The sequence below is a fragment of the Nocardia sp. NPDC050697 genome, assembly GCF_040654395.1.
Lineage (GTDB): Bacteria > Actinomycetota > Actinomycetes > Mycobacteriales > Mycobacteriaceae > Nocardia.
Genome location: NZ_JBFAHY010000006.1, coordinates 7,940 through 22,712, shown reverse-complemented (window position 1 = coordinate 22,712; position 14,773 = coordinate 7,940). Strand labels below are relative to the sequence as shown.

At 75.5% G+C, this 14,773-nt stretch carries 2 protein-coding genes; both read left to right on the top strand.

What is annotated here, in order from left to right; genetic code table 11:
• Window positions 1-102: 102 nt before the first annotated feature.
• Window positions 103-13,686: an amino acid adenylation domain-containing protein gene (locus tag AB0H71_RS21035; RefSeq protein WP_357023360.1), complete on the top strand. Its 13,584-nt coding sequence runs from the start codon at window positions 103-105 to the stop codon at window positions 13,684-13,686.
• Entirely contained in the window at window positions 13,683-14,678 is a 996-nt protein-coding gene (locus tag AB0H71_RS21030; RefSeq protein WP_357023358.1) for an ATP-binding cassette domain-containing protein, read from the top strand. The genes AB0H71_RS21035 and AB0H71_RS21030 overlap by 4 nt, the downstream gene beginning before the upstream one ends.
• The last annotated feature ends 95 nt before the right edge of the window (window positions 14,679-14,773 follow it).

Sequence of the window (14,773 nt, the reverse complement as noted above, 5' to 3'; positions counted from 1 at the left end):
CCGAATCAATGGGCGGGCGAGGCGGCCTCGGGAACCGTCTCGATGCATCCGCTGAAGGTCTGCTCGGGGAGATGCGACATGTGCGGCAGAACGGAGTGATTGATGAGTTCATTGGCCACCGACCGGGTCGACCAATGCACCTCCCCCTGTGATACCCGGGACGGCGCCGAGCCGTTCCCCCTCTCGCCCGCGCAGAGCGCGCTCTACTACGCGCAGCGGCTGCGCCCGGACGTGCCGCTGATCATCGCGCAGTACGTCGAGCTCCGGGGTGAGCTGGACACCGGACGGCTGCACTACGCCATCGAGCGGTGCGGCGCCGAGGCCGAGGTCGGCCGGGTCCGGCTGCTGGAGGAGGACGGCGTCCCCTACCAGGTGGTCGACCCCGAGGTGGGGCCGGAGTGGCTGCGGCTGGACCTGCGCGGCGAGCCCGACCCGCGCGCCGCCGCCTTCCGCTGGATGACCGAGCATGCCGCCGCGCCGGTGGATATCGAGCGGGATCCGCTCTCCACCAACGCGGTGCTGCGGATCGGCGACGCGCACTACCTCTGGTACGTCCGCGCGCACCACATCCTGGTCGACGGCTACGGCGCGATGAACGTGCTGACCAGGGCGGCCGAGATCTACACCGCCGCGACCGACGGCACCGAGCCCACCGTCTCGCGGGCCGCGCCGCTCACCGAGATCTACGAGAACCAGTCCCGCTACCGCGATTCCGCGCGCTTCCTGGCCGACCGCGAGCACTGGCGCGCACAGCTGGCCGGCGTGGGCGAGCCGGTGAGCCTGGACGGCAACCCGCTCGCCGAGGTGCCGGACGCGCCGGGCAGGCACCTGACCGCCGCCGTGCTGGACGAGCCCACCGCCACCGCGCTGGCCGCCGCGGGCAGCGCGCACGACGCGAAGAACGCCGTGCTCTTCGTCGCGGCCGCCGCCTGCTACGCACATGCCGTGACCGGCCGGTCCGATGTGCTGCTCAGCCTGCCGGTCTCCGGCCGCACCACGATGGCGCTGCGCCGCTCGGCGGGCGTGGTCTCGAACGTGGTGCCGCTGCGCATCGAGTTCACGCCGGAGACCACGCTCGCCGACGTCGTCAGGGCGACCGAGCTGCAGGTGACCGCGGCGCTGCGGCACCAGCTGTACCGGCACGACGACATCCGCCGCGACGGCGGCTACTCGCGGGCATCGCGCGGCTTCTTCGGGCCGATGGTCAACATCATGCTGTTCAAGAACGAGCTGCGCCTCGGCGAGATGCTCGGCTCCATGCACGTGCTGGCCACCGGGCCGGTCGAGGATCTGTCGATCAATGTCTACAACGGCATCGACGGCCAGATCCACCTGGATTTCGAGGCCAACCCGGCGCGCTACCAGGCCGCCGAGGTCGCCGCCCAGCACACCCGCTTCCGCGATTTCCTCGGCCGCTTCCTGGCCGCGCCCCCGGAGACCGGGGCGGATGCGCTCTCCGCGCTCACCGCCGACGAGCGGCACCGGGTGCTGCACGGCTGGAACGACACCGCGATGCCGCTGCGGCCCGGCACGCTCGCCGAGCTCTTCGACGGCGCGGTGGCCGCGAGCCCGGCGGCGCCCGCGCTGGAGTTCGGCGACGAGCTGCTGAGCTACGCCGAGCTGGACCGCAGGGCGAACCGGCTGGCCCGCTTCCTGATCGCGCGCGGCGCGGGCCCGGAGCGCGTGGTGGCGCTGGCCATCCGGCGCAGCGTGGAGCTGGTGGTCGGGATGTACGCGGCGATGAAGGCGGGCGCCGCCTACCTGCCGCTCGACCCCGACCACCCGGCCGAGCGGCTGGCGGGCATCCTGGAGCAGGCTGCGCCGGTCGCGGTGCTCACCACCGAGCGGGACGCGGTGCCGCTGCCCGCCGGCACCCCCCGCATCGCGCTGGACACCGCCGACCTCGGCGCCGAGTCGCCGGCCCCGGTCACCGACCGGGACCGCCGGTCGCCGCTGCGCCCGGGCAACCCCGCCTACCTGCTCTTCACCTCCGGCTCGACCGGCCGCCCCAAGGGCGTCACGGTGACGCACGCCGCCATCGTGAACCGGCTGCGCTGGATGCAGCACGAGTACCCGATGGACCACACCGACGCGGTACTGCAGAAGACCCCGGCCACCTTCGACGTCTCGGTCTGGGAGTTCTTCTGGCCGCTGCAGGTGGGGGCGCGGCTGGTGATCGCCGCGCCGGACGGCCACCGCGACCCGGACTACCTGGCCAGGACCATTGCCGAGCGGTCGGTCACCACGGCGCACTTCGTGCCGTCCATGCTCTCGGTCTTCGTCACCGACACCGATGTGCGCGGCTGCGCCGGGCTGCGCCGGGTGTTCTGCAGCGGCGAGGCGCTGCCCGCCGCCACCGTGCGCGCCTTCTCCGCGGCGCTGCCGCGGGTGCGGCTGCACAACCTCTACGGCCCGACCGAGGCCGCGGTGGACGTCACCGCCTGGGACTGCCCGCCGAACCCGGCGAGCGTGCCGATCGGCTCGCCGGTCTGGAACACCCGCACCTACGTGCTCGACGGCAGGCTCCGGCCGGTGCCGCCCGGCGTCTCCGGGGAGCTGTACCTGGCCGGGGTGCAGCTGGCCCGCGGCTACCTGGGCCGCCCGCAGCTCACCGCCGACCGCTTCGTGGCCGACCCCTTCACCGCGGGGCAGCGGCTCTACCGCACCGGTGACCTGGCCCGGTGGCGCGCCGACGGCGCGCTGGAGTACCTGGGCCGCAGCGACTTCCAGGTGAAGATCCGCGGCCAGCGCATCGAGCTGGGCGAGATCGAGGCCGCGCTGCTCGCCGACGCCGCGGTGGCGCGCGCGGTCTGCGTCGCGCACACCGGCCGGGTCGGGGCCGAGCTGGTCGGCTACGTGGTGGCCGCGCCCGGCGCGCCCCGCCCGCTGGACCGGGACGCGCTGCTGGCCGGGGTGCGCGCGCTGCTGCCCGCCTACATGGTGCCCGCGCAGCTGGTCGAGCTGGACGAGCTGCCGCTCAGCGCCAACGGCAAGATCGACCGCAAGGCGCTGCCCGCGCCCGCCGCCCCGGAGCGCCCGGCCGGCGGCACGCGGCCGCGCACCGAGGTCGAGCGCGCGGTGGCCGGCATCGTGGCCGAGCTGCTGGAGCTGGACGAGATCGGCGTCACCGAGAGCTTCTTCGCGCTCGGCGGCAACTCGCTCATCGCCGCCCGCGCCATCGCCAGGATCAACGCGCTGCTCGGCACCGGGCTCACCATCCGCGACCTCTTCGAGGCGGATACCGTCGCCGCGCTGGCCGAGCGCTGCGCCGGGCACACCGACGAGCGCGCCGCGCCGGTGCTCGCCGCCGGTCCGCGCCCGGAGTACGTGCCGCTCTCCCCGGCGCAGCAGCGGCTCTGGATCCTGAACCGGATCGATGAGCAGGCCGCCGCCTACAACATGCCGCTGGCGCTGCGGATCGACGGCCCGCTCGACGTCGCCGCGCTGCGCGCCGGGCTGCGCGACGTGCTGGAGCGGCACGAGAGCCTGCGCACCACCTTCCCGGAGACCCCGGACGGCCCGGCCCAGCGGGTGCACCCCGCCGCCGACATCCCGCTCACCCTCGACCCGGTGCCGGCCCCGCCCGAGCAGGTGGCCGCGCTGGTCGCCGAGTTCACCGGGTACGGCTTCGACCTGCGCGAGCAGGCCCCGATCCGGGTCGCGCTCTGGCGCACCGGGCCGGAGACGCACGTCTTCGTCGCGGTGCTGCACCACATCTGCGGCGACGGCTGGTCGCTGGCGCCGCTCTCCCGCGATCTCACCGTCGCGGTGGCGGCCAGGGCCGCGGGCGGGGCGCCGCGCTGGAGCCCGCTGCCGGTGCAGTACGCCGACTTCGCGCTCTGGCAGCGCGCCCTGCTCGGCGAGGAATCCGACTCCGGCAGCGCGCTGAGCAGGCAGCTCACGCACTGGCGCGGGGCGCTCGACGGGCTCCCGGACCAGCTCGACCTGCCGCTGGACCGCCCGCGCCCGCGCCGGCGCGGCACCGAGGGCGGCCGGGTGCCGTTCACCGTCCCGGCGGCGACCAGGGCCGCCGCGGCCGCGCTCGCCGCCGAGCGCGGGGTCAGCATGTTCATGGTGCTGCACGCGGCGCTCGCCACCCTGCTCGCCCGGATCTGCGCCACCCGCGACATCGCCGTCGGCACCCCCATCGCGGGCCGCTCCGACCCGCAGCTGGACGAGCTGGTCGGCATGTTCGTCAACACCCTGGTGCTGCGCACCGCCGTCGACCCGGCCGCCGGCTTCACCCGGGTGCTCGACCACGCCCGCGACACCGACCTCAATGCCTTCGCCAATGCCGACGTCCCGTTCGAGCGGCTGGTCGAGCTGGTCAACCCGGAGCGCACGACCGCGCGGCACCCGCTCTTCCAGGTGATGCTGGCCTACGACAACGGCCCCGAGCTCACCGTCGAGCTGCCCGCGGTGCGCACCGAGCGCATCGACCTCGATGCCGACGTCGCCAAGTTCGACCTCCGGCTGGAGGTGCACGACGGCGGTGAGGGCGCCCCGCTCACCGGCGAATTCGGCTACGCCGCCGACGTCTTCGAGCACGCCACCGTCGCGGCGATCGCGCGCCGCTTCGTCGCCGTGCTGACCGCGGCCGTCGCCGACCCCGCCCGCCCGGTCGGCGACATCGACCTGCTCGACCTCAGGGAGACCGGCCGCTTCCTGCCGCTGGCAGGCGGCCCGGCCGAGCCCGCGATCACCCTGGCCGGGCTGTTCGGCGCGGTCGCCGAGCGCGCCCCCGAGTCGATCGCGCTGCGCTACCGCGGCACCGGTCTGAGCTACGGCGAGCTGGAATCCCGCGCCAACCGGCTGGCCCGGGTGCTGGCCGGGCACGGCGCCGGACCGGAGATGGTGGTCGCGGTCGCCATCCCGCGCAGCCCGGAGGCGATCGTGGCGATCTGGGCGGTGGCCAAGACCGGCGCCGCCTACGTCCCGGTCGACCCGCGCTACCCCGCGGACCGGATCGAGCACATGCTCACCGACTCGGCCGCCGCGCTCGGGCTGACCGTCGCGCGCAGCGCCGACGGGCTGCCGCGCCGCACCCTCGCGGTGCAGGGCAGGCACCACCGGGCCGAGATGGAGTGGCTGGTGCTCGACTCCGCGGAGGTGGAGCAGACCTGCGCCGCCGCCTCCCCGCGCCCGCTCACCGACGCCGACCGCGAGCGCCCGCTGCGCGGCGCGCACCCCGCCTACCTGATCTACACCTCCGGCTCCACCGGCAAGCCCAAGGCCGTGGTGGTCACGCACGCCGGGATCGCCTCGCTCGCCGCCGAGCAGCGCTACCTCTTCGGCGTCACCGACCGCTCCCGCACGCTGCACTTCTCCTCACCCAGCTTCGACGCCTCGGTGCTGGAGCTGCTGCTCGGCTTCGCCGCGGGCGCCACCCTCGTCGTCGCCCCCGACGACATCTACGGCGGCGCCGAGCTGGCGCAGCTGCTGCGCGGCGAGCGGGTGACGCACGCCTTCGTCACCCCGGCCGCGCTGGCCACCGTGCCGGCCACCGAGCCCTTCGCCGAGCTCGGGACCGTGATCGTCGGCGGCGAGGCGGTCTCTGCCGACCTGGTGCGCACCTGGGGCGCGCGCTACCGCATGCACAACATGTACGGCCCGTCCGAGGCCACCGTTGCCGCCACCGCCTCCGCGCCCATGGTGCCCGGCGCGCCGGTGCCGCTCGGCATGCCGGTGCGCGGCATGCGGCTGTTCGTGCTGGACGGGCGGCTGCGCCCGGTCCCGCCGGGCACCCCCGGCGAGCTCTACCTCTCCGGCCCCGGCGTCGCCCGCGGCTACCTCGGCAAGCACGGCCTGACCGCCGCGCGCTTCCCGGCCAACCCGTACGGCAGGCGCGGCGAGCGCATGTACCGCACCGGCGACCTGGTGGTCGCCGACCGCACCGGCGCGCTGCGCTTCCTCGGCCGCGCCGACGACCAGATCAAGATCCGCGGCTTCCGGGTCGAGCTCAGCGAGGTCGACCACGCGCTGCGCGCCCAGCCCGGCGTCACCGCCGCGGTCACGGTGCCGCACACCGACTCCGCCGGGCACACCCGGCTCGCCGCCTACGTCACCGGCGCCGAGCACCTCACCCCCGGCGACGTGCTCTCCGGCGTGCGCGGCCGGCTCCCCGGCTACATGGTCCCCGCCTCGCTGCTGGTCCTGGACCGGATGCCGGTCACCGGCGCGGGCAAGCTGGACCGCCGCGCCCTGCCCAACCCGGTCTTCGACGCCGCCGCGGGCTCGCGCGCACCGCGCACCGAGACCGAGCGCCGGGTCGCGGCGCTCTTCGGGGAGGTGCTCGGGCAGCCGGTGACCGGCGCCGAGGACGGCTTCTTCGAGATCGGCGGCACCTCGCTGCTCGCCACCCGGCTGGTGGCCGCGCTGCACGACGAGTTCGGCGTCGAACTCCCGGTGCGTGCCGTCTTCGAGGCGCCGACGGTCGCCGATATCGCCGCCGCGCTCGCGGTCTCGCCGCGCAGCGAGCGGGAGCGGGTGACCGCGGGCCCGCGCCCGGAGCGGCTCCCGCTCGCGCTGCCGCAGCAGCGGCTCTGGTTCCTGAATCGGCTCGACCCCGCGAACAGCGCCTACAACATCGCGGTGGCGCTGCGCATCAGCGGCGCGCTCGACGTCGCCGCGCTGCGCTCCGCGCTCGGCGACCTGGTGGAGCGGCACGAGGTGCTGCGCACCGTCTTCCCGGAGGACGAGCACGGCCCGATCCAGCGCATCCTGCCCACGGTGGCGGCCACCCCGGCGCTGCCGGTGCCGGAGAACGCGGTCGACGCCGAGCACGCCACCCAGGCGCTGACCGCGCTCGCGCAGCGCGGCTTCGACCTCGGCACCGAGCCGCCGCTGCGGGTCGCGCTGCTGCGCACCGCCCCGGACGAGCACGTGCTCGCCGTGGTGCTGCACCACATCGCCGCCGACGGCGCCTCGCTCGCCCCGCTGACCCGCGATCTCGGCACCGCCTACCTGGCCCGCGCGGCCGGGAACGCGCCGAGCTGGGAACCGCTCCCGGTGCAGTACGCGGACTTCGGGCTGTGGCAGCGCGCGCGCTTCGGCGCCACCGACGACCCGGCCAGCCCGGCCGCCGCCCAGCTCGCGCACTGGCGCGCGGCGCTGGCCGACCTGCCGGACGAGCTCCCGCTGCCCTACGACCGGCCGCGCCCGGCCGAGCCCACCCAGCGCGCGGGCACCGTGCGGGTGCCGCTGCCCGCCGGGCTGCGCGCCGCGCTGGAGCGGCTGGCCAGGGAGCGCGGCGTCAGCCCGTTCATGGTGCTGCGCTCCGCGCTGGCGGTGCTGCTGCGCGGGCTCACCGGCGGCCGCGACGTCGTGATCGGCACCCCGGTCGCCGGCCGCTCCACGCCGGAGCTGCACGAGCTGGTCGGGATGTTCGTCAATACCGTCGTGCTGCGCTCGGACGTCGACCCGGACGCCGGCTTCGGCGCGCTGCTCGCCGCGGACCTGGAGTCCGAGCTGGCCGCCATGGAGCACGCCGACCTGCCCTTCGACCTGCTGGTCGCCGAGCTCGGCGCCGAGGTGCGCGGCAGCGGGCGGCACCCGCTCTTCCAGGTAGCGCTGACCGTGCAGGACGAGCCGCACCCCGACCTCGCGCTGCCCGGGCTCACCGTCACCGCGCGGGCGCTCGACATCGCCCGCGCCAAGTTCGACCTGGAGTTGCGGGCCCCGGCCGGGCTCGGCGACGAACTCGAACTGGTCTATGCCACCGAGCTCTTCGACGCGGGCACCGTCGAGACGGTCGGGCACCGGCTGCTCACCGTGCTCGCCGCGGTCGCCGCCGACCCGGAGCGCCCGGTGCACCGCATCGACCTGCGCACCGACTGGGAGCGGAGCGCGCTGAGCCCGGCGCACGGCGGCCCCGCCGACGCCCCGGTCACCCTGGCCGAGTACTTCGAGCGCACCGCCCACGAGCACCCGCACCGCATCGCCGTGCGGGCCGGGGACACCGTCCTCGACTACTTCGAGCTCGCGGAGCGGGTCAACAAGCTGGCCCGCATGCTGCGCGCCCGCGGCATCGGCTCCGGGCACCGGATCGCGCTCGGGCTGACCCGCTCCATCGACTCGGTGGCCGCCGCGCTGGCCGTGGTCACCGCGGGCGCGGCCTACGTCCCGCTGGACCCCGCCTACCCGCCGCACCGGCTGCGGCACATGCTCGCCGACTCCGGCTGCCGGGTCGGGCTCACCCGCTCCGCGCACGCGGCCGCGCTGGCCGCCGCGGACGGCGGCGGCACCGGCTGGCTGCTGCTCGACGACCCCGCGCTCACCGCCGAGCTCGCCGCGCACTCCGGCCGCCCGCTCACCGACGCCGAGCGCGACCGCCCGGCCCGCCCGGACGACCTCGCCTACGTCATCTACACCTCGGGCTCCACCGGCACCCCCAAGGGCGTCGCGGTCACGCACACCGGGCTGGCCGGGCTGGCCGCGGAGTTCGGCGCCCGCGCCGAGGTCACCCCGGACTCGCGCACCCTGCACTTCTCCACCCCCAGCTTCGACGCCGCCATGCTCGACCTGCTGCTCACCATCAACGCGGGCGCGGCCATGGTGCTCTGCCCGACCGATGTCTTCGGCGGCGACGAGCTCGGCGCGCTGCTGACCAGGGAACGGGTGACGCACTGCTTCCTCACCCCGGCCGCGCTGGCCACCGTCGACCACGAGCGCTGGCCGCTGCCCGCGCTGCGCTCGCTGATGGTCGGCGGCGAGGCGGTCGGCGCCGAGCTGGTCGCCCGCTGGGCCCCCGGCCGCCGCATGTTCGACGTCTACGGCCCCACCGAGACCACGGTGGTGGCGACCATCTCGCGCCCGCTCACCGTCGGCGGACCGATCGACATCGGCACCCCCGTGCGCGGCGCCCGCGCGCTGGTGCTCGACGACCGGCTGCGGCCGGTGCCGGTCGGCGTCCCCGGCGAGCTGTACCTGGGCGGCTACGGCGTGGCCCGCGGCTACCTGGACCGCTTCGGGCTGACCGCGGCGCGCTTCGTCGCCGACCCCACCGAGCCCGGCGCCCGGCTCTACCGCACCGGCGACGTGGTGCGCTGGACCCCCGACGGCGCGCTGCGCTACCTGGGCCGCAGCGACCACCAGGTGAAGATGCGCGGCTTCCGGATCGAGCTCGGCGAGATCACCGGCGCGCTCACCGCGCACCCCTCGGTGCGGTTCGCGCACACCGAGGTGCGCTCGATCGCCGGCGCCGACCGGATCGCCGCCTTCGTGCACCCCGCCGACCCGGCCGCCGGGATCGACGTGGAGGCGCTGCGCGGCCACGTCGCCCGCAGCCTGCCCGCGCACATGGTCCCCTCCGCGCTCACCGTGCTCGACGAGATCCCGCTGACCCCGGTCGGCAAGCTCGACATCGCGAGACTGCCGGAGCCGCAACCGCTTCCGGGCACCGGCAGCGGCCGCGCGGCCGAGACCGGCACCGAGCGGCTGGTCGCCGCCGCCATGGCCGAGCTGCTCGGCCAGGACACCGTGCGCGCCGACGACGGCTTCTTCGACATCGGCGGCAACTCGCTGCTCGCCACCAGGCTGGTCGCCCGGCTCGCCGAGCAGACCGGGGTCCGGCTGGAGGTGCGCACGGTCTTCGCCGAGCCCACCGTCGCCGCGCTCGCCGCCCGCATCGACCGCGCCGAACCGGCCGGCCGGGTGGCCCGCCCGGTCGCGGCGGTGCGTCCGGCGCACATTCCGCTCTCCGCCGCCCAGCGCCGGCTGTGGTTCCTGGACCGGTTCGAGGAGGGCGGCTCGCGCGGCGCCTACAACGTGCCGCTGGTGCTCCGGCTGCGCGGCAGCCTGGACCTGGAGGCGCTCGCCTCCGCGCTGGTCGCGGTGCAGGAGCGGCACGAGACGCTGCGCACGATCTTCCCGGAGCACGAGGGCGAGCCGGTGCAGCGCATCCTCGGGCCCGCCACCACCACCGTCCCGGTCGCCTTCGACTCGGTGCGGCCCGCCGAGGTGGTCGCGGCGATAACCCGGTTCACCGCACCGGGTTTCGACCTCGCCACCGAGGTCCCGGTGCGGGCCGCGCTGCTGCACGTCGCCGCGGGCGGGCCGATCGAGGAGTACGTGCTCGCCGTGGTGGTGCACCACATCGCGGTGGACGGCTGGTCGCTCGGCCCGCTCGCCGCCGATATCGCGATCGCCTACCGGGCGGCCCGGCTCGCCACCGCGCCGGAGTGGGAGCCGCTGCCGCTGCAGTACGCCGACTACACGCTGTGGCAGCGCGACGCGCTCGGCGCCGAGGACGACCCGGCCGCGCCCGCGCACCGCCAGCTCGCCTACTGGCGGGAGACCCTGGCCGAGCTGCCCGAGCTGCTCGCGCTCCCCGCCGACCGGCCGCGCCCGCCGGTGCCGAGCCACCGCGGCGGCACCGCCGAGGTCGAGGTGGACGCCTTCACCCACCGCGAGCTGCGGCGGATCGCCGAGCGCGGCGGCGTCAGCATGTTCATGGTGCTGCACGCCGCGCTGGCGGTGCTGCTGCACCGGATGGCGGGCACCGGCGACGTCACCGTCGGCACCCCGCACGCGGGCCGCGGCGACCGCGAGCTCGACGGGCTGATCGGCATGTTCGTCAATACGCTCGTGCTGCGCACCAGGGTGGAGCCGGGGCTGCGCTTCGACGACCTGCTCGCCCGGGTCAGGGAGACCGACCTGGACGCCTTCGACCACGCCGAGCTGCCCTTCGAGCGGCTGGTCGAGGTGCTCAACCCGGTCCGCTCGCGCTCGCACCACCCGCTCTTCCAGGTCATGCTCTCGGTGCGCAACGAGCCGGTGGGCCCGCTGGAGCTGCCCGGGCTGCAGATCGAGCCGGTCGACCTGGACGCCGGCATCGCCAAGTTCGACCTGCAGTTCACCCTCACCGAGCACGGCGACGCCGAGCCCGGCGGCATCACCGTCGGCGTCAACTACGCCGCCGACCTCTTCGACCACAACAGCGCGCTCGGCCTCGGCGAGCGGCTGGTCCGGCTGCTCACCGCGGTCGCGGCCAACCCGGCCGCCGCCGTCGGCGACCTGGACCTGCTGCACCCGGCGGAGTGGTCCGGGCTGGCCCCGGTGCACGGCGCCGAGCCCGCCCGCCCGCTCACCTTCCCCGAGGTCTTCGCCACCGCGGTCGCCGCCGAGCCGGACGCCGTCGCGCTGCGCGCCGACGGCACCGACGTCACCTACGAGGCGCTGGACCGCTGGAGCAGCAGGCTGGCCCGGCTGCTCATCCGTCGCGGCGTCGGCCCGGAGACGCTGGTCGCGCTCGGCATCGCGCGCTCGGTGGAGTCGGTGGCGACGGTGCTGGCGGTGGTCAAGACCGGCGCCGCCTTCGTCCCTGTCGACCCGCGCTACCCGGCCGCCCGGATCGCGCACATGCTCGCCGACTCCGGCGCGGCGCTCGGCCTCACCCTGGCCGCGCACCGCGACGACCTGCCGAACCTGGTCGACTGGCTGGTCCTGGACGACCCGGACACCAGGGCGGCGGTCCTCGCCTCCGAGGACAGCCCGCTGGCCGAGGCCGAGCGCCCCGCCCCGCTGCGGCTGGAGAACCCGGCCTACGTCATCTACACCTCGGGCTCCACCGGCACCCCCAAGGGCGTCGTGGTCACGCACGGCGGGCTCTCCAACTTCGCCGCCGAGCTGGCCGAGCGCTTCGACGTGCGGCCCGGCTCCCGGGTGCTGCACTTCGCCACCCCGAGCTTCGACGCCGCCATGCTCGACCTGCTCTTCGCGCTCGGCGGCGGCGCCACCCTCGTCATCGCACCGCCGGACGTGGTCGGCGGCGACGGGCTGCGCGAGGTCTTCATCGGCGAGCGCATCACGCACGCCTTCATCACCACCGCCGCGCTCGGCACCGTCGACCCCGGCGGCGTGGTCGACCTGGCGCACATCCTGGTCGGCGGCGAGGCGCTGCCGCCGGACCTGGTGACCCGCTGGGCGCCGGGGCGCAACCTCTACAACGTCTACGGCCCCACCGAGACGACGATCGTCACCGTCATCTCGCAGCCCATGGCGCCCGGCGCGCCGATCACCATCGGCGGCCCGATCCGCGGCGTCGCCGCCACCGTGCTGGATTCCCGGCTGCACCCGGCGCCGGTCGGCGTCACCGGTGAGCTGCAGCTGGCCGGCGACGCGCTGGCCCGCGGCTACCTGAACCGCCCCGGCCTCACCGCGCAGCGCTTCGTCGCCAACCCGTACGGCAAGCCCGGCGAGCGCATGTACCGCACCGGCGACCTGGTGCGCTGGCGCGAGAGCGGCGCCCCCGAGCTGCCCGGCAGGCGCTCCAGCCGGGAGATCGAGTACGTCGGCCGCTCCGACCACCAGGTCAAGATCCGCGGCTTCCGGATCGAGCTCGGCGAGATCGATGCCGCGCTGGCGAGCCAGGGCGAGGTCGACTACTCGCTCACCATCGGGCACGTCACCGAGGCGGGCGCCACCGCGCTGGTCTCCTACGTCAAGCCGCGCGCGGGCGCCGCGCCGACCGCGGCCCAGCTCACCGCGCACGTGGCCGCCCGGGTGCCGAACTACATGGTGCCGCAGGCGATCATGCTGCTCGACGAGCTGCCGCTGACCCCGGTCGGCAAGCTGGACCGGGCCCGGCTGCCGGAGCCGGTCTTCGGCGGCGCGCACGGCTACCGCGCCCCGCTCGGCCCGCTGGAGACGGCGATCGCCGCCGCCTTCGCCGAGGTGCTCGGGGTGGACCGGGTCGGCGCCGACGACGGCTTCTTCGAGCTCGGCGGAAACTCGCTGCTCGCCACCCGGGTGGTCGGGCTGCTGCGCGACGCCGGGATCGAGGTTGCGGTGCAGCAGATGTTCGGCGCGGCCACCCCGGCCGCCATCGCCGCGAGCCTCTCCGGCGGCGCGAGCATCGACCCGCTGGCCCCGCTGCTGCCCATCCGGAGCACCGGCGCCGCCGAGCCGCTGTTCTGCGTGCACCCCGCGATCGGGCTCTCCTGGTGCTACTCCGGGCTGCTCGCGCACCTGGACGCCGACCGCCCGGTGTACGGGCTGCAGGCGCCGCACGTCACCGGCGACGAGCCGTTCGGCAGCATCTCCGAGGCCGCGAACCGCTACATCGAGCACATCCGCTCGGTGCAGCCGAGCGGCCCCTACCACCTGCTCGGCTGGTCGCTGGGCGGGCTCATCGCGCACGCGATCGCGACCCGGCTGCGGCAGCAGGGCGAGGAGGTCGCGCTGCTCGGGCTGCTGGACAGCTACCGGCTCTCCGACGACCTGCTCGACCTCGCCATGCCGAGCGTGGCGGAGATCGTCGCCGAGTTCGGCGGCGTCGCCGCCGGCGACCTGGACCCGGAGCTCGACCTGGCCGGGGCCGCCGCGCTGCTGCGCGAGGAGAACGGGCCGTTCGCGGCGCTCACCGGAGAGCACCTGGAACGGCTGTACGAGGGGTACCGCGCGGGAACCGTGATGGCGCACGGTTTCCGGCCGCGGGTCTTCGACGGTGACCTGCTCTTCTTCACCGCCGCCGAGGACGAGATCAACCGCGCCGACCCGGACCGGAACGCGGCGGCCTGGCGGCCGTTCGTGGCCGGCGACATCCACGATCACGCGCTGCCGTGCAGGCACGCGGACATGACCACACCCGAAGCGCTCGCCGTGATCGGCCCGGTCCTGCGGGCCCGGCTCGGCGGCGGCGGGGGGACAGGAGAAACGATGAGTGCCCGAGCAGAGGTGAGCCGGTGAGCCTCGCCGTCGAAGTCAGCGACCTGAGCATGAGCTACGGCAAGATCCGCGTGCTCGACGGGATCGATCTGGAGATCCCGGCCGGCACCGTGATGGGGCTGCTCGGCCCCAACGGCGCGGGCAAGACCACCACCGTGCGGATCGTCACCACGCTGCTCCGCCCCTCCGCGGGCACCGTGCGGGTGGCCGGGGTCGACGTGCTCGGTGACCCCGCCGCGGCGCGGAGACTGATCGGGCTCTCCGGCCAGTACGCCGCCGTCGACGCCAACCTCACCGGCTTCGAGAACCTGCGCATGGTGGCCCGGCTCTACGGCATGTCCGGGAAGCGCGCCACCGCCCGCGCCGCGGAGCTGCTCGGCGCCTTCGGCCTGGAGCACGCCGCCGCGCGCCGCGCCGGCACCTACTCCGGCGGCATGGCCCGCCGCCTCGACCTGGCCGGCGCGCTGGTGGCGCGGCCGCCGGTGGTGGTGCTGGACGAGCCCACCACCGGCCTCGACCCGCGCGGCCGGCTCGACATGTGGCAGGTGATCGGCGACCTGGTCGACGACGGCACCACCGTGCTGCTCACCACCCAGTACCTGGAGGAGGCCGACCAGCTGGCCGACCGGATCACCGTGATCGACCGCGGCCGGGTGATCGCGCGCGGCTCCGCCGACGAGCTCAAGACCGCGATCGGCGGCGACCGGCTCACCGTCACGCTGGCCGCGGGCCAGGCCACCGCGCTGGCCAAGTCCGTGCTCGGGCAGGTCGGGCTCGGCGAGCCGCAGCACGAATCCGGCACCGACCAGGTGTCGATCGTGGTGGGGGAGGGCTCGCGCACCATGGTCGAGGCGCTGCGCCGGCTGGACGACGCCGGGGTCTGCGTGGTCGACGCCGAGGTGCACCGCCCCAGCCTGGACGACGTCTTCCTCTCCCTGACCGGCACCGCGCCCGCCGCGGAGAGCGAGCCGGAGCCCGAAACCGACGACGTTCCCGAGGAGATCCTGTCGTGACCAGCAGTACCCAGGTCCTGGAGAAGCGGGGCAAGCACGCCCGCACCGAGCCCGCCTCCGCCGCGCCCCCGGCAGCCGAGCCGGAGCCCCGCGGC

Excerpts from the sequence above, each read along its gene's own strand:
- AB0H71_RS21035 (WP_357023360.1), top strand. The coding sequence starts at position 103 with ATGAGTTCATTGGCCACCGACCGGGTCGACCAATGCACCTCCCCCTGT.